The sequence below is a fragment of the Streptomyces sp. NPDC001536 genome, from assembly GCF_042894505.1.
Lineage (GTDB): Bacteria > Actinomycetota > Actinomycetes > Streptomycetales > Streptomycetaceae > Streptomyces.
In genome coordinates this window covers 58,077-75,006 of the sequence record NZ_JBIAVQ010000009.1, presented here as the reverse complement: position 1 = coordinate 75,006, position 16,930 = coordinate 58,077, and the positions used below count along the sequence as shown (strand labels likewise).

Sequence of the window (16,930 nt, the reverse complement as noted above, 5' to 3'; positions counted from 1 at the left end):
TTCTCTCTGTGTGCGCTACTTCTTCGGCGGCACCGCCGGTATCCCCAGGAACGGCAGCCGCAGCGCCCCGAACGCCTCCACCGGGACCGCCGGTGCCTGTGGCTCGACCGGCTTCAGACGTTCGTACGCCGCTCCCTGCGCCGGACGCGGGTCCTCCTCGCCCTTGTTGGGCCAGTACGACATCGCCCGTTCGGCCTGTGCGGTGATCGTCAGGGACGGGTTCACCCCGAGGTTCGCCGAGACCGCGGCGCCGTCGACGACCGAGATGCCGGGGTGGCCGTAGAGGCGGTGGTACGGGTCGATCACCCCGTCCTCGGCGGTGGCGCCGATGGGGCAGCCGCCGAGGAAGTGGGCGGTGAGGGGCGTACCCATCAACTCGCCGACGTTCGAACCCGCGAAGCCGTTGATCTCCGCCGCGATGGCCGACGCACCCTCCGAAGCCGCCTTGATCTGCTTGGGGTTGGGAGCGCCATGGCCCTGACGAGCCGTCAAAAGCCCCTTCCCCACACCGTCCGGCTTCAGGTACGTCGTCAGGGAGTTGTCCAGCGACTGCATCACCAGGCCGATGATGGTCCGCTCCGACCAACGCCGGTTGGAGAGGGAGCGCAGCACCAGCAGGGGGTGCCGGGCCGCGTTCGCCACCCAGCCCAGGACCCGCGAGGAGCCCTCGGTGTACGGGACCTGGAGGATGGACAGGCCGCCCATCGAGTTGGAGCCCTTGCCGTAGCGGACCGGCTCGATGTGGGTGTTGGCGTCCGGGTGGATGGACGAGGTGATGGCGACGCCCTGGGTGAAGTCGACCTTCTTGTCGCCGGTCGCCTTGCGGTAGCGCCGGTCGCTGGTCTGCGCGCCGACCAGCGCCTCGGAGTTGGTACGGGTCAGCTCGCCCAACCTCTGTGAGATGTGCGGGAGTTGGCCGCCCGCCTTCATGCGGTGCAGCAGGGTCTGGGTCCCGTAGGTGCCGGCGGCAAGGACGACACGGCGGGCCGTGAAGGTCCGGCCCTTGGCCTTGCGCTGCTGGTCCGTCGGCAGGGTGGCGATCGCGTACCCGCCCCGCGAGTCGTCCGTGACCGAGACGACCGTCGTCATGGGGAACACGACCGCGCCCGCCTTCTCGGCGAGGTAGAGGTAGTTCTCGTTGAGGGTGTTCTTCGCCCCGTGCCGACAGCCGGTCATGCACTCGCCGCACTCGGTGCAGGCCTTGCGGTCCGGTCCGGCGCCCCCGAAGTACGGGTCCGCGACCCGCTCGCCGGGTTTCGCCTTCCCCGTGCCCTCGGCGTCCTGGCCGTCACCGAAGAACACCCCGACGGGCGCCATGTGGAAGGTGTCTCCGACGCCCATCCGCTGGGCCGCCGCCTTCAGATGGACGTCGGAGGGGGTCATCGTCGGGTTGAGCCGTACGCCGAGCATGCGCTGTGCCTGGTCGTAGTACGGCTTCAACTCCTCTTCCCAGTCGGTGATGTCACGCCACTGCGGGTCCTCGAAGAACGGCTTCGGCGGTACGTAGAGCGTGTTGGCGTAGTTCAGGGAACCACCGCCGACGCCCGCGCCCGCGAGAACCATCACGTTGCCCAGCAGATGGATGCGCTGGAGCCCGTACATGCCGAGCCTGGGGGCCCAGAGGTAGTTCTTGAGGTCCCAGGAGTTCTTGGGGAGGGTGCCCGGGGTGAAGCGGCGGCCGGCCTCCAGGACGCCTACGCGGTAGCCCTTTTCGGTGAGGCGGAGGGCGGTGACGGATCCGCCGAAGCCGGATCCGACGACGATCACGTCGTAGTCGTAAGCGTCCTGAGGCACGTGCGTTCTCTCCTTTGAGCGTGCAGTGCGGGTCGGTACTAGCGGAACCGGAAGGCCTTCATCAGGCGCAGGCTGCGGCTCATGAACTGGGCGTACGCCTCGTCGCTCATCCCCAGCGACGGCGCCATCGGCAGCAGCCGCTGCTGGGCGACCGTCTGGGCCTCCGTGTACTTGAGGATGCCCTCGGAGCCGTGGCGGCGGCCGAGGCCGGAGTCCTTCATGCCGCCCATCGGGGACTGGACGCTGCCGTAGGCGGGCGCGTAGCCCTCGTTGACGTTGACCGTGCCGGTGCGCAGCCGGGAGGCGACCTCGCGGCCGCGCTTGGCGTCCTTCGTCCAGACCGAGGAATTGAGGCCGTACGACGTGGAGTTGGCCTGCGCGACGGCCTCGTCGTCGGTCTTGAAGCGGTAGATGGAGACGACCGGGCCGAAGGTCTCCTCCGCGCAGATCGCCATGGGCTCGGTCACACCGTCGAGGATCGTCGGCTCGAAGAAGTACGGGCCGATGTCCGGGCGGGCGACCCCGCCGGCGACGACCTTGGCCCCCTTCTCGACGGCCTCCTCCACGTGCCGGGTGACGGTCTCCAGCTGGCGCTCGCCGACGAGGGAGCCCATGTCGGCGCCGTAGGCGAGGGACTTGCCGAGCCGCATGGCCTTGGTGCGGGCGGCGAAGCGCTCCAGGAAGGCGTCGGCGACCGACTCGTGGACGTACAACCGCTCGATGGAGATGCAGAGTTGACCGGCGGAGGAGAAGCAGGCGCGGACGGCGCCCGCGGCGGCCTTCTCGATGTCGGCGTCCTCAAGCACCAACATGGCGTTCTTTCCGCCGAGTTCGAGCGAGACGCCGACCAGGCGGGCGGCCGCGCCCTGGGCGACCTCGCGGCCGGTGCGGGTGGAGCCGGTGAAGGAGACGTAGTCGGCGTGCCGGACGACCTCGGGACCGACGACGGGGCCCTCGCCGAGGACGACCTGGAAGACGTCGGCGGGCAGCCCGGCCTCGATGAGGAGGTCACGGGCCCAGAGCGCGGTGAGGCAGGTCTCCGTGTCCGGCTTCATCACCACGGCGTTGCCCGCCACGAACGCCGGCAGCGCGTCGCCGACGGACAGCTCCAGGGGGTAGTTCCAGGGGGCGATCTGGCCGACCACACCGCGCGGGTGGCGCAGCTCGGTGACCTTGGTGAGGGTCGGCATGGCGCCCGCGTGCCGCTTGGGCCGCAGATAGGAGGGCGCCTTGCGGCCGTAGTGGCGGGCGGCGACCGCGACGGCCTGCACCTCCTCGTGGGCGTGCAGACGGGCCTTGCCGGTCTCCAGCTGGATGAGGTCGAGGACCTCGGCCTGACGGGCGAGCACCAGGTCGTGGAAGCGCAGCAGCACGGCCGCGCGCTGCCGTACGGGCGTCCGCTCCCACACGGCCTGTGCCTTGCGGGCCGCCGCGTAGGCCTTCTCCACGTCCTGCGGTGTCGACTCGGGCAGGTCGGCCAGCTTCTCGCCGGTGAACGGCGTGTGGTTGGCGGTACGACCGGAGCCGACCACACCCTTGGTGAGCTGGGCGACCAGCTCCGGGGTGACCACGTCGGCGGCGGTCCGGGCGCCCTCAGGGGCGGGGGCGAGGGGGTTGGTGGCCTGAGCCGAAGCCTTCGAGTCCGTCATGACGCGCAGGGTATGCCGGAGCGGGGGCTTTGGGTACCCGTCGGTAATCGGGATTCACGGAGTACTCACATGGCGCCAGCGATCACTGGCGGAAAAGCCGCTGATCAGCGCGTTGTTCGGTGTCGATCACCAGCCGCTCACTCTTTCTCGATCACGAGCCGGTCGCGGGCTGCCTTGTACAGCGCCATGCCCTCCTCCTCGGCCGCCGTCCCCTTCGGCATGTCGACGCGGAGCTCGTAGAGGCGGCCGTCGTCGGTCATGACGGACAGCTGCATGACCCGGGTCGGGTCGGCGTCCTTGTCGTCGTAGGTGGTGTCGGCCTGGACGGCGTACTCACCCCCGAAGCTGGTCTGCGTGAGCCGGGTCTCGGCCTCTTCATGGGTCGCCCAGGACTTCTTCTGCTGGTCCGCCCGGCCCATGGGCGTGGTGGGCGCCTGGTCCCACAGGCTGAGGCGGAGGTCGATGCCGCCCTCCCCGTAGATCACCATCCGGGGCTGGTCGGTGGCGCTGCCCTGCCGGTGGGTCTCCCCGTACCGGCTCGGGACGGAGAGCGTGGCCTTCAGGGCCTTCTCGGAGTGCTTCTCCCAGGGCTCGTCGGCGATGTCGGTGGCGGGTGCGAGGGGGGCCGAGGTGTACGTCGGCTCGGCCACCTCGTAGGTCTCGGGTTCGGGGTCGGCGAGGAGGTAGGACGCGCCGATCCAGGCGCCGCTGGCGAGGGTGACACCGAGCAGGGCGGCCGGGAGGGGGCGGCGCAGGAGGTGGGGCTTGGGCGGTGACGTCGTCGGTACGACGGTGGTGTCCGGCTGCTGCGGTACGGCGGTGGCGTCCGGCTTCGGTACGGGCTCGGGTTCCGGTCCCCGCAGCCGTACGGTTCCGGAGTCCTCGCCCAACTCCCGTATTCGGTCCGGCACTTGGGGCGAGGGTGTGGCGGGCAGCGGCGGCACCGGCCAGCCTTCCGCCGCCGCCTCCAGGATCTTGGCGGCCTCCTCGGCGTCCGGCCGAAGCTCGGGGTCCTTGCCCAGCAGCCCGGTGATCAGGGGGCCCAGGGGGCCGGCCTGCTTGGGCTCGGGCGGGTCGAAGGAGAGGATCGCGGCGAGGGTGGACTCCAACGTCGTACGCCGGAAAGGCGGTTCGCCCTCCACGGCGGCGTAGAGCAGGACGCCCAGGGACCACAGGTCGGAGGGCGGGCCCGCGCCCCGCCCGGACATCCGCTCCGGGGCGACGAAGTCGATGGAGCCGACGAACTCGCCGCTGACGGTGAGGGATTCCTCGCCCTGGACATGGGCGATGCCGAAGTCGGTGAGGACGACCCGGCCGTGCGGGCCGAGCAGCACGTTGGCGGGCTTCACATCGCGGTGCACGATCCCGACGGAGTGCGCGGCGCGCAGGGCGCCGAGGACGGCCAGGCCGATCCGGGCGGTCTCGGCCGGGTCGACCGGGCCGCGCCGGAGCACCTCGTGCAGGGACTCCCCGCGCACCAACTCCATGACGATCCAGGGCAGTCCGTCCTCGACGACCACGTCATGGATGGAGACGGCGGCGGGATGGTCGACCCGGGCGGCGGCACGGGCCTCCCGGTAGAGCCGGTGAGAGGCCCGCTGATGGGCCTCGTCCTCCGGGTCACCGGGCAACCTCGGCTGTTTCACGGCGACTTCGCGGTCCACCAGCTCGTCGTGCGCCCGCCAGACGGTGCCCATGCCACCCGACCCGATGCGCTCGGCCAGACGGTAACGGCCGCCTATCAGTCGGCCCTTCGGGCTGGTGCCGCCCCGGTCGTTGCTCATGCCCCATCAGTACCTTGTGGGGCCGTCGCTTGTCGACGCGGGTCAGAGCTGATCGACGTCCAGGTTCTCGATCGCCACCCTCGCCACCTCTTGCCCGCGCTCCTTGAAGTCACCCTTGCCCGGATAGCTGACGGTGAGCTTGTACATGTCCCCCTTGGAGGTCTTGTAGTAGAAGATCTGCATCTCGCGGGGGCGCGGGTTCTGACTGTCGTCGGTCGTGTAGGTGATCGTGTTCTTGGCGGCCGACTTCCCCTGGTACGTGGCTCCGTCGTCGGTGTCCGTATCCGGGTTCTCCGGCATGCCGACGTCGTACTCGCCGTACTCCTTGAACTTCTTGTCGTCCTCGTACATCTCGGCGGCCGCCAAGCCGGCGATGCTGTTGCCCGAGTCCTCGGCCTTCTTGTCGAGCCTCAGCCCGATCGAGATGCTGCCGCTCCAGTCGGTGTACGTCACCCAGTGGCCCTCGTCCGACTTCCGGTCGGGCAGGCCCTCCTGGTACTCCGTGGGCACCGCCAGCGTCGCGGCGACGTCCTTCACCTTCTTCGTCGTCCAGCCGTCCGGCAACGGCCCCGCGAACGGGTCCGCGATCACCAGACCCGCCGCCACCGCCGCCGCGACGACCGCCGCGCCGAGGCCGATCAGGGTCTTGCGGCCCAGCCTGATGCCGCCCTTGCTCTCCTGGGGGCCCTCGGCGAACCGCACGACCTGTGTCGCCGCCGGAGCGGGCGGGTTGGCGGCCGTCTCCAGCAGTGCCCGCACCTGGGCCGCGCTCGGGCGACGGGCGGGGTCCTTCTGGAGGAGGCCGGTGATGACGTCGGCCAGCGGACCGGAGGCGGAGGCCGGGGCGGCGGGCGTGGCGTTGAGGACCGACTGGAGCGTGGCAGGCGTGTTGCTGCGGCGGAACGGCGAGACGCCCTCGGTGGCCGCGTACAGGACGACACCGAGCGACCACAGGTCCGACGCCGGGCCCGGCCGCTGCCCCAGCACCCGCTCCGGCGCGATGTACTCGGGCGAGCCGACGAAGCCGCCCGTGTCGGTCAGGTTGGTCTCGCCCTCGATCTGGGCGATGCCGAAGTCCGTGAGGACGACCCGGTCATGGCGGCCGAGCAGCACGTTGTCCGGCTTGACGTCCCGGTGCAGGATGCCCGCCGCGTGTGCGGCCTCCAGCGCGCCGAGCACTTCGAGGCCGATTCTCGCCGCTTCCCTCGCCCCGAGGGTGCCCTCCTGGAGGGCGTCGCCCAGCGAACGGCCCCGCACCAGCTCCATGACGATCCACGGCTGGCCGTCGACGACGGCGACGTCATGCACGTTCACGACAGCGGGATGGTCGAGCCGGGCCGCGGCGCGCGCCTCGCGGCGCATGCGCTCGAACGCGTTGGCACGTTCGCGGTCGGGAAGATGATCGGGGACGCGGGGCTCCTTGACGGCCACCTCGCGGTCCACCGTCTCGTCCTGCGCGCGCCAGACCGTCCCCATGCCACCGTGCCCGAGCTTGGCGAGCAGACGGTAACGACCCGCGATCAACCGGCCCGTTCCCGGCTCCTGCTCGGGCGCGGCGGACGTCGCCTGGTGCGGTACGACCTGGGTCGGCGTCGCGTACGGGTTGTCCGGGTGCGGCACGGCCGCGGGCGGGTTCGGCGGTTGCAGACCAAAACTCGTCGGCTCGTCGGACCCGTAAGGGGCTCCCCCGTTGCTGCTCATGGGTCCGTTCATATCGCGCCAGCGGCGTCCGGATCCACTCAGAAGGCGCCGCGGTCACAGACCCGTGACTCAGGAGGTCGCTTATCTCCCTTTTATGTGAGCTCCTTGTGGACTCACGGGCGCCGTGGAGGAAGGTTTCGTCACGGACGGCGTGACACTCGCCGAGCTGCTGACGGACGTGGGTGACGGCGACGGCCCGCCCCCGCCCTCCCCCTGATGCATGATCAGCGCCGCCCCCGACACCCCCGCCCCCGCCATCGCGGCGACCAGCAGCACCGCCGTCAGCACACCGCGCGGGGAACGCCTCTCCGGGGCGGGCAGCTGCCCCGTCTCCAGGAAGGCCCGCAGCATGCGCTCGGCCGCCACCGCGTCCAGCCGCCGCTCCGGATCGCGCTCCAGCAGTCCCCGTACGACGGGCAGGATCGGCGCGGCCTGCGCGGGCGGCCGTATCTCAGCCGTGAGGACCGCGTGCAGGATGCCGCTCAACGAGTCGCGGCGGAACGGCGATTCACCGCTCAGGGCCGTGCACAGGAGCGCACCCAGCGACCACAGGTCGGAGGCGGGTCCGGTCCGCAGCCCGGTCATCCGCTCCGGGGCGGTGTACTCGGGCGAGCCGACGAAGGACCCGGTCTCGGTGAGCGTGGTGGCGCCGACGACCTGTGCGACACCGAAGTCGGTGAGGACGACCCGGCCGGTACCGGCCTCCATCAGCACATTGGCCGGCTTGATGTCCCGGTGCAGGACCCCGGCCTCGTGCGCCGCGCGCAACGCGCCGAGCAGATCGACGCCGATCCGGGCGGCCTCGGCGGGCACCACCGGACCGTGCCCGGCGATCCGGTCGGCGAGGGAACCCCCCTCGATCAACTCCATGACGAGATACGGCCGTTCGTCATGCTCCACGACGTCGTGCACGACGATGATGTGCGGATGCCTCAACTGCGCGACGGCACGCGCCTCCCGCAGCGTACGGTCCCGCCGCCACCGCGCCTCGGCCTCGGACAGCGTCTCGTCGAGAGGCAGTTCCTTGACCGCCACCCGCCGCCCGAGCAACAGATCGGTCGCCCGCCACACGACCCCCATCCCACCCTGCCCGAGCCGCACCTCCAGGCGATAACGGCCCGCTATGACACGGAAGTTGTCTCCCGGGGTCCCCATGCGCCCCATGATGCCGCGCCGGACGCCCGCCTTCCGGGGCGCTGACCGGCCAAGTGCGCCGCCGGCCCGTCCCGCCTTGATCATTTTCAGCCATGGCCGGTCCCGAGGATGGCTGCACACCATGACAAATCGCCACGCCATACACCCCATAAAAGGTAAATCGGGTGGCCGGAATCATGCTGTCCTTGTGAATCATGGAAGCCTTATCGTTCCCTTATGGGAAACACTTTGAAGCGCCTTTCCGTCACGGGTGTCGCGACGGTGGCGATATTCGCCACGGCCACCGTGACCAATGCCAGCGCGGCCAGCGGTGGAGCCGCGTGCTCGGTGACGGGCGCCTCGGGAAGCATGACCTTCACCAACTGGTCGGACAATTACGTGGACATCAGCGGTTGGGTCAAGGACACCGCTGCCGACGGCCACCACGCGGCCATTCGGTTCGTTTCCATAGACGGCGGCACCGGATGGGTCACGGAGTGGTCCTGGCGCCACGAATACGACGGCAACGGAGCGACCCTCCCCTTCACCACGTACGCGGCACCCACGGGTGATGACCTCGACTACATCGGCGTTCAGGTGGCGGTCATGGAAGGCGGGACGATTGTCCGTTCCTGCACGGACTACGCCTGATTTCCCGCTCGGCGGGGAAATACCGGAGTTCTGTCAGCCCTCCTGAAATCCCCGCAGGATCCAGTCGAACTGCTTTTTCGTAGTGGCCCAGTCACCGGCCGGCGAGGCCGCGTAAATGGCGTATTCGATGCCTTCGCCATTCATGTACCCGACGTCGATCGCGCGATAGGGCCCCGGAAAGTAGTGCGGCGAGTCCTTGGCCAGCGCGTTCCAGGTGTACTCCCAGCGGACGCCCGGCAGGTCGCGGAAGAGCTCCTGCTTGAGGCTCAGCCGCTCGTACGCCTGAAGCCCTGAGATCCGCTCCTCCAGGTTGCGCATGTGCTCGTACGACGTGCTGAAGTCCGGCGCGGTGTCGACGGCCACCCGCACGAGGTGCTTGCCGTTGTCGGGCGAGTAGTCGACCTGCTGAAGCCCGTCCTGGTCGATGGAGACGGTCCGCGTCCACCCCTTGGGCAGGGAGATGCTGAAGCCCACCGGGTCCTGGCGCCGCTCCCAACCGGCGGGAACCACCCCCTGACCGCCCTCGCCACTCGGCGTGGCACTGGCACTGGGACTGGCACTCGCACTCGCGCTCGGAGACGACGAGGCAGAGCCGGAATCGCCGGAGCCCCCCGTACCGAACTGCTGCAACGCCACCGCCACGCCCCCGCCGACGATCGCCGCGAGGGCCACGACGAGGGCGAACGTAGGCACGCGGTGCCGCTTGCGCGGGGCCGGAGGGGCCGGGGCACCGATCGTCACCGGCGGATACGGCGTGGCGGCGGCCGTCTGCGGATGAGTACCGGCCCCCGCCGTGTGCGACGGCTCGTACCGCACATGCCCCGTGGACACATACGCCTGTGCCGCGGCCGACGACCGTCCCTCCGCCGCCTCGGCGAGCATCAGCTCGGCCTCCGCGGCGCTCGGCCGCTCGGCCGGATCCTTGCGCAGCAGCGCGGCGAGGACGGGCCCCAGCGCACCGGCGTTGACGGGCTCGGCGGGCTGCTCCTCGACGACCGCCTGCATCGTGCCCAGCGGCGAGGTGCGGCGGAACGGGGACCTGCCCTCCACGGCCGTGTAGAGCGTCGCACCCAGCGCCCACAGATCGGAGGCGGGGCCCGGGTCATGGCCGCGGACCCGCTCGGGGGCGAGGTAGTCGACCGAGCCGACGACCTCCCCGGTACGGGTGATCGTGTTGTCGCCCTCGATCTGCGCGATACCGAAGTCGGTCAGGAGCACCCGGCCGTCATGGGAGATCAGGACATTGCCGGGCTTCACATCGCGGTGCAGCACCCCGGCGGAGTGCGCGGCACGCAGGGCACGCAGCACCCACAGCCCGATCCGCGCGGTCTCGGCAGGATCGATACGCCCCTGCTCCTTGACCGCGTCGGCCAGCGAGCGGCCCTCGATCAGCTCCATCACGATCCACGGGCGGGCATCGTGGTCCAGCACGTCGTGCACGGTGACGACGGCGGAGTGGTTGATCCGGGCGGCCGCGCGGGCCTCGGCACGGGTGCGGGCGAGCAGCCGCTCCTGGTCGCTCTCGGAGACGTAGAGCGCGGCGGTCAGTTCCTTGATGGCGACGGCCCGGTGCAGCACCTCATCATGGGCACGCCATACACGCCCCATACCGCCGCTGCCGATGGTGTCGGCGAGCCGGTAGCGGCCCGCGAGGAGCAGGCCCTGCATCTGATTCACGTTGCCCCGCAATGCTCTTGACAGAGTCAGATTAGGGACCGGCCCGGGTGCGGGGAACCACGAGGGTGCCAAGGTTTCGCGGTTGTGACAGTTGTCGCTTTCGGCAGCCGGAGGCAACCGTCACCCGATGTGACGGGGCGCCGCTCAGCCGGTGACCTCGTAGGTCGCGGCCGCCTGCTCGAACAGCCGCGTCACCTCGTCCCGCTCGGCCTCAGGGCCGCGCACCTGCACCACGTGGTACTTCCCGTCGACGAGCATCGCGAGATTGCGTACGAACAGCTCGCGCCCCGCGTCGTCGGTCCAGGTGAACTGCCCCTCGGCCATGGTCCGCCCACCCACCTGGATCGTCTTCAGCCCGCTCGCGCTGGCCCAGCTGGAGTCGCGGTACGGCTGAAGCTCGCGCTCGTCCTCGCGCTGGTACGCCATGGGGTCCTCGCCGTACTCGTCGGCGCTGTCCCTTCCGGGTACGACGATCAGGTCGAAGTCCCCGTGCGTGTACACGACCTGACCGCGGCCGTTCTGCGGGGTGTGCTCCCAGCCGCTCGCGACGGCGACACGGAAGCCCGCGGAGTCCGTGCGCAGGGTGAAGCCGTCGGCGACGTCCGGGCTGGTGGTCTGGGACTCCACGGACTCGGAGGGACTGGCCTTCGGGGAGTTCTGGTCGGGCCGCGGCTCACTGCTGGCGGGCGCCTCGCTGACCTCGCCGGCGGAACCGGTCCGGTCGGTGCCGCCCGCGCCGTCCGTCGAGTCCTCGGTGGACTTGGGCATGAACAGCACGGCGTACGCGATCGCCGCGGCCATCAGCAGCAGCACCAGCAGAAGCAAGGTACGACCGAGCCGGCGCGGCGAACGCGCCACCTCCTGCCTGGCCTGCCGTGCCTGCTTGTCCCGCTTGTGCCGTCCGTGCGCACTGGTCGCGGGCAGCCCGGCGCGCCGTCGGCGCACCAGCTCGCCCCGCCGCCGTACGACGGGCAGCCGCGTGGCGTCCAGGGGCGGCGCGGCGACGACATACGCGCCGGCCTCGGGCTCGGGCGCGGACCGCACCAGCGACCGCAGCCAGCCCCGCAACTCCTCGAAGTCCAGCCGCTCGGTGGGGTCCTGGCGCAGCAGCGACTCCACGACCGGCCGCAGCGGCCCGCACTCCTCGGCGAAGGCGGGCGGCTCGGCGCACACCAGCTGCACCAGCTCGGCCGTCGACTCCTCCGGGTAGGGCGCGTGTCCCTGTACGGCCCTGAAGAGCAGCGCGCCCAGCGCCCACAGGTCGGTGGCGGGCCCGATCGGCGCGGCCAACTGCCAGTTCTCATGCACCGGCCCGGCCTGCTCCGGTGCCCACCGCTCGGTCACCGGTCCGACCACGGCCATCCTGGCCTGCCGCGCCCGCTCGGCGGCGAGCGCGGTGGCGGGACCGCGGGGAGCGGGGGCCGCGGCGGCGAGCTCGTCCCAACGTCCGGGGGCGGGCGCGGGGTTGGCCCCTGCGGGCGGAAGCGCGGCGCCACGTTCCTGCCCCACCGCCGGCAGCGCCGTCCCCCCGACCCCGGCACGCGGCACGGCCCCCTGCCAGTCGGCCCGCACACCGTACGGATCGGCTATCTGCCCCGGGTGCGAGCCACCGGAACGGGAGTGGTCGCCACGGCCGGGCTGCACCACATCACCGAGGGGAGCGGAACCCGGCGGGAGGGAGACGCCGGGGCCGTACCCCGACTGGCCTTGGCCGCCCGGTGGAAGCTCGACGCCGTTGCCCATGGAGTACGGCGCCTGAAGCCCACCGCTGCCCGAGTCGTACGGCGGTGTCGGCCCCTCGGGCGCCGGCCGGGCTCCGGGCAGCGCCGCGCGTCCGTTCTGCTGGGCCTCCTGGACCCGGGCGGCGGCCCGGGCGCCCGCGCGATACGCGGCGATCGCCCCGGCCCGCGCGGCCCGCACATCCCCGCCGGTCTCCACGGCCCTGCGCTCGATCGCGGCCGACGCACTCGCACCGTTCGTCGTGTCCCCGCCGAGCCCCGGCAGCCCACCGGCCTCCCGCGCCTCGATGGCGGCCCGCCGCGCGGCCTCGGGGTCGACGGCACTCGTCTGGGCGGCGGCACCGCCGAGAGCGGTCGCTCCGCCGGCACCGCCCGGACCACGTCCGCCGACACCCGTCGGGCCACTTGGACCGCCCGCACCGCCCGCACCGCCCGGCCCGGCGAACGTCCCCGGGACACCCGTCCCGCGCCGGTCACCGAACTCCCCGGCGCCCTCCTCGGCCGGCACCGGGTCGTACCCGCACAGCGCCTCCTCCGCCGCCCCGACCGCGAGGCCGGTCAGCATCACACGGCCGTCGTCGCAGACGAGGACCGTGCGGGCGGTGATGTTCCGGTGCACCCAGCCGTGCGCGTGCAGCACCCGCAGGGCCATGAGGACGTCGGAGGCGACCTCGGCCGCCCGGTACGGCGTCAGCGGCTTCTCCGCCAGCAGTGCCGCCAGCGGCCGCGCGGCCACCAACTCGCTCACTATCCACAGCGACCCGCCCTCGGCGAACACGTCGAAGACCTGGTCGAGCCGGGGGTGGTCCGGTATCGAAGCGGCGGCCTGCGCGGCCTCGACGGCCCGTCGCACGGCCGGGTCGGTGGGCCGCCGTGTACTCGTACGCGCCGCGGACCGCCGAACTCCCCGGTCCCTGGGGGCCCTTGCGGTGAAACCGTCGGGCAGTCCCTCCGCGTCGAGCACCTCCGCCTCGACGACCTCGGGCAACGGCACCTGCCGGACGAGGACTTCCTGACCGCTGTAGGTGTCGAAGGCCCGGCTCTCGGTCAGTTCGTACTCGTCGGAGGGCGGCAGCGGCAGGCGGTAGCGGTCGGCGAGTACCCGTCCCGCATAGTCGTCCACGTTGCCTCCCCCGGCACTCCGGATCGGTCAATTCCGTTCGCCCCGCGTGCCGTTCCGCCCATACCTGGATGCGTACGGTCCGCAAGCCTTCACGATACGTGCCGGAGGCAACCCGCAAAGAGGGGATGCCAGATCTCACGCCTCAAACGCGGGTCGGGTCACTTCACGATTTCGGTTCGAATGTCTCGGCGAGGGTCTGCCACGTGTCCTTGCGCAGTTCAGTGCCCCAATTGGCGGCTTTCGCCGTGTACATCAGCGCATATCCGAGTTGGCCGTTGACGACGAACCCCCGGTCGATCGTCCGGTACTTCGTCCCGCCCTCGGCATAGGTGAACTCCCAGTCGGCCGCGAGCCAGCCCCGGTAGCTCACCTTCTCTATTCGGACCCGGTCGTACTGGGAACGCGTCATGTACTGCTCCTGGCTCTTCCAGTCCGCCACCGGGTCGCCCTTCGGCGTGGACGTCCAGGCCACCAGCAGCTTCTGCCCGTCAGGGCCGGTGAAACGATCCCCCGCCGAGCTCGACGTCTGGAACTTCCACCCCTCGGGCAGCCCGATCGCGTACCCCTGACCGCCCTTGTACGTCGACTTCGCCGTGCTGTCGCCCTCGGTGGAACCGCCGTCCTCGCTGCCGCCGGTCGCGGTGGGGCTGTTGCTCGGCGTCTTCTCCGCCCCCGCTCCGGACCCCGCGGACTCGGTCGCCCGTCCGTCCGTCTGGGCGCCGCCGCTCTCGTCCTCCTTGGTGGAGGCACTCGCGCTCGCGCTGGAGGACGCCTTGGCGCCGCCGCCCGCCGAGTCCTTGGAGGAGTCGTCGTCACCGCTGAACGCGACGGCCAGCACGACCGCGACCAGGGCGAGCACCACGACCACCGCGATGATCACCAGCGTCCGCTTCGGCACCACATCGGTGAGCGGCGCCCTCGGCACGGGCCGCGGCGGCAGATCCGCCGGCGGCGTCATCACGGGCCACCCCGAACTCCGCCCGCCACCAGCCGCGTTGTCCCCGGCTCCCGAGCCCGCACCAGCCCCGGCGGCACCGGTGCCGGCACCGGCACCGGAGACACCCACACTGCCCGAACCCGAGACAGCCGTCCCGGACGAAGCCGGCTTCGCGGCACCCGGCCCCGAAGCCGCGGCACCACTCGACGAACCCGACGAACCGGACGTGCCCGAAGTACCCGTCCCGCTCCCGGACTTGCCCCGGGCCGCAGCCGCCGTACCGGCCGCCCCCGCGGCCACAGCCGCCTTCCGCACGGAACGGAACGCCCCGCGCAACCGCTCCCCGCCCTCACCCCGGTCGGGCTGCGGAGGCAACGGCACGACCTTCGTCGCGTCCGGCGCCGGCTCGTCCTTGGGCTCGGGCGCGTGGATCACCGCGTTGAGCATCACGCGCGCACCGGCGTCGTCGAGCCGCTTCTCGGGATCCTTGGTGAGCAGCCCGTAGATGACGTCCTTCAGCGGACCCGCGTTCTTCGGCTCCTCCATCGGCTCGGTCATCACCGCGGTCAGCGTGGCGATCGCCGAGCCCTTGTCGTACGGCGGCACGCCCTCGACCGCCGCGTACAGCAGCCCGCCCAGCGACCACAGGTCGGCGGCCGGTCCCGGCTTGTGCCCTCGGGCACGCTCCGGGGAGATGTAGGAAGGGGCGCCGACCAGCATGCCGGTCGAGGTGATGGACGGGTCGCCCTCCACCTGGGCGATGCCGAAGTCGGTGAGCACGACCCGGCCGTCCTCGGAGATCAGCACGTTGGACGGCTTCACATCGCGGTGCAGGATGCCCTCACGGTGTGCCGAACGCAGCACGTCGAGCACCGCGAGCCCGACCTCCGCCGCGCGCTTCGGCTCCAGCAGACCGTCCTCGCGGATGGCCTCGGCGAGCGACTTGCCCTCGACGAGCTCCATCACGATCCACGGCCGGTCGTCCTCCTCGACCACGTCGAAGACAGTCACCGCGCTGGTGTTCCGGATCCGCGCGATCGCCTTGGCCTCACGCAACGTCCGCGTGATCAGCCGCCGCTTCTCCTCCTCGTCGATGTTGGAGGGGAACCTCAGCTCCTTCACCGCGACGATCCGACCCAGGGTCTCGTCCTCGGCACGCCACACCGTGCCCATGCCGCCGCGGCCGAGCACTGCTCCCAACCGGTACCGCCCGGCGAGGAGACGTTCGCTCTTGTCCTGACGGGATGCTCCCGCCCGCTCCGCCTCCGACATGCGTCCCCTCATACAACCCGCCCTGACAGAGCCTCCATTGTCCCTCACCCGACAAGTGCCCGACGCCCAGGGTGCCCCTGGGGACCAGCCGCCCGTCGCGAGGACCGAACCCCCGCACCCCCATGAACACGGCGCGCCACGGACCCTCACACCAGGGTGACGACCTCACGCCCCGCGCCACGAATCCCGCCCCGCCCGAAGGCCACCGGAAGACCAGATTCCGCCACCCTGCATGATGGGCCGCACAGGAAGGGCCGCTCCACAGGAACCCCGCCGCACAAGAAGCCCCGCCGGATGAGTCACCATGACGACCCGCGACCAGGGAGGGACCACGATGCCGCCGCTCCGGACACTACTGGCCGTACCTGTGTCCCTCGCGCTCCTCGCCCTGGCCCCGGCCGCCTCCTCCGCGCCCGCGACACCCCCGACGGACACGATCCTCCCGCTGCTGGTCAGCGAGGGCCGAGCCCCCGCCGCCGTCCTGCTGGCCCGCGAGGAGACCGGCACCCGCTACGCCGAGGCGGGACAGGGCATCGCCCGCGCCGACCACTTCCGCGCCGGCAGCCTCACCAAGACCTTCCTCGCGACGGTCGTCCTCCAACTGGCCGAAGAACACCGGCTGTCCCTGTCCGACACCGTGGAGCGGCATCTGCCAGGCCTGGTCCGCGGAGCCGGCAACGACGGCCGCACGATCACCCTGCGCGCACTGCTCACCCACACCAGCGGCCTGAACGACTTCACCACGGACACCCGGGGCGCGGTCCCCCTCTCCCCTCTTCAAGCCGTACGGATCGCCCTCACCCACCCGCCGACCGCCCCGGGCCGCTACGCCTACTCCAACACCGACTACGTCGTACTCGGCATGGTCGTCGAACAGGTCACCGGCCACTCCTACGCCGCCGAGGCCGAGCGCCGCGTCATCGCTCCGCTGGGTCTGACGAACACCTCCTTCCCTGGATCACGTACCTCCCTGCCCGCCCCGCACGGCCGCGCCTACGACACCGACGGATCCGATGTCACCGATCTGGATCCGCGGGTCGCCGGGGCCGCCGGCGAGCTGGTGACCACGCTCGCCGACCTGGACCGCTTCTACGCGGCGCTGCTCGGCGGTGAACTGCTGCCCCCGCACTGGCTGCGCGAGATGCGCGACACCCGCACCGCACAAGGCCTGTACGGCATGGGGCTGTTCCCGGTGAAGCTGCCGTGCGGCACCACGGTGTGGGGGCACAACGGCCGGATCGCCGGCAGTTATGTGCGCACCGCGGCCACCGTCGACGGCCGTCGCGTCCTCACCTTCCGTGTGAACACGACCGCGATCGCAGACCCCGACCTCGAACCGGCCCTGCTCGCCGCCGAGTTCTGCCCCCGCACCTCGTAGAACGAGCGGGTGCCGAACGAAGATCCCGGCTCACGACACTCGTTCGAGTGACGTCGAGCCGGGATCCAAGGCGAACCGGAATGCAAAGCCG

The 16,930-nt window shown here is 71.3% G+C and carries 10 protein-coding genes; 2 read left to right on the top strand and 8 right to left on the bottom strand.

What is annotated here, in order from left to right:
- Positions 1 to 15 precede the first annotated feature (15 nt).
- The 5 genes from ACFY0U_RS24355 to ACFY0U_RS24335 all read right to left on the bottom strand — a co-directional run bounded on the left by ACFY0U_RS24355 (position 16) and on the right by ACFY0U_RS24335 (position 8,083).
- A complete protein-coding gene (locus ACFY0U_RS24355) occupies positions 16 to 1,794 on the bottom strand; it encodes a GMC family oxidoreductase N-terminal domain-containing protein (protein WP_388639094.1) in 1,779 nt (592 codons plus the stop codon).
- Positions 1,795 to 1,832: 38 nt separating this feature from the next.
- Positions 1,833 to 3,443, bottom strand: coding sequence for a succinic semialdehyde dehydrogenase (locus ACFY0U_RS24350; RefSeq protein ID WP_388639092.1), 1,611 nt, complete (start codon positions 3,441 to 3,443; stop codon positions 1,833 to 1,835).
- Between the two features lie 137 nt (positions 3,444 to 3,580).
- Entirely contained in the window at positions 3,581 to 5,227 is a 1,647-nt protein-coding gene (locus ACFY0U_RS24345; protein ID WP_388639090.1) for a protein kinase, read from the bottom strand.
- A 42-nt stretch (positions 5,228 to 5,269) separates the two neighbouring features.
- Positions 5,270 to 6,928, bottom strand: a complete 1,659-nt coding sequence (locus tag ACFY0U_RS24340; RefSeq protein WP_388639088.1) for a serine/threonine-protein kinase — start codon at positions 6,926 to 6,928, stop codon at positions 5,270 to 5,272.
- Between the two features lie 81 nt (positions 6,929 to 7,009).
- Positions 7,010 to 8,083: a serine/threonine-protein kinase gene (locus ACFY0U_RS24335; RefSeq protein ID WP_388639086.1), complete on the bottom strand. Its 1,074-nt coding sequence runs from the start codon at positions 8,081 to 8,083 to the stop codon at positions 7,010 to 7,012.
- Positions 8,084 to 8,299: 216 nt separating this feature from the next.
- Between ACFY0U_RS24335 and ACFY0U_RS24330 the strand changes: the two genes are divergently transcribed.
- Entirely contained in the window at positions 8,300 to 8,713 is a 414-nt protein-coding gene (locus tag ACFY0U_RS24330) for a hypothetical protein (RefSeq protein WP_388639084.1), read from the top strand.
- Positions 8,714 to 8,746: 33 nt separating this feature from the next.
- On the opposite strand, the gene ACFY0U_RS24325 is transcribed toward ACFY0U_RS24330, so the two are convergent.
- The 3 genes from ACFY0U_RS24325 to ACFY0U_RS24315 all read right to left on the bottom strand — a co-directional run bounded on the left by ACFY0U_RS24325 (position 8,747) and on the right by ACFY0U_RS24315 (position 15,461).
- The gene (locus ACFY0U_RS24325) at positions 8,747 to 10,381 is read right to left on the bottom strand and encodes a protein kinase (protein ID WP_388639082.1); all 1,635 of its coding nucleotides are present in this window, start codon (positions 10,379 to 10,381) and stop codon (positions 8,747 to 8,749) included.
- Between the two features lie 153 nt (positions 10,382 to 10,534).
- Entirely contained in the window at positions 10,535 to 13,252 is a 2,718-nt protein-coding gene (locus ACFY0U_RS24320) for a protein kinase (RefSeq protein ID WP_388639080.1), read from the bottom strand.
- 163 nt (positions 13,253 to 13,415) lie between these two features.
- Positions 13,416 to 15,461, bottom strand: a complete 2,046-nt coding sequence (locus ACFY0U_RS24315) for a protein kinase (protein ID WP_388639078.1) — start codon at positions 15,459 to 15,461, stop codon at positions 13,416 to 13,418.
- A 334-nt stretch (positions 15,462 to 15,795) separates the two neighbouring features.
- On the opposite strand from ACFY0U_RS24315, the gene ACFY0U_RS24310 reads away from it, so the two are divergent.
- Entirely contained in the window at positions 15,796 to 16,839 is a 1,044-nt protein-coding gene (locus ACFY0U_RS24310; RefSeq protein ID WP_388639611.1) for a serine hydrolase domain-containing protein, read from the top strand.
- Positions 16,840 to 16,930 lie beyond the last annotated feature (91 nt).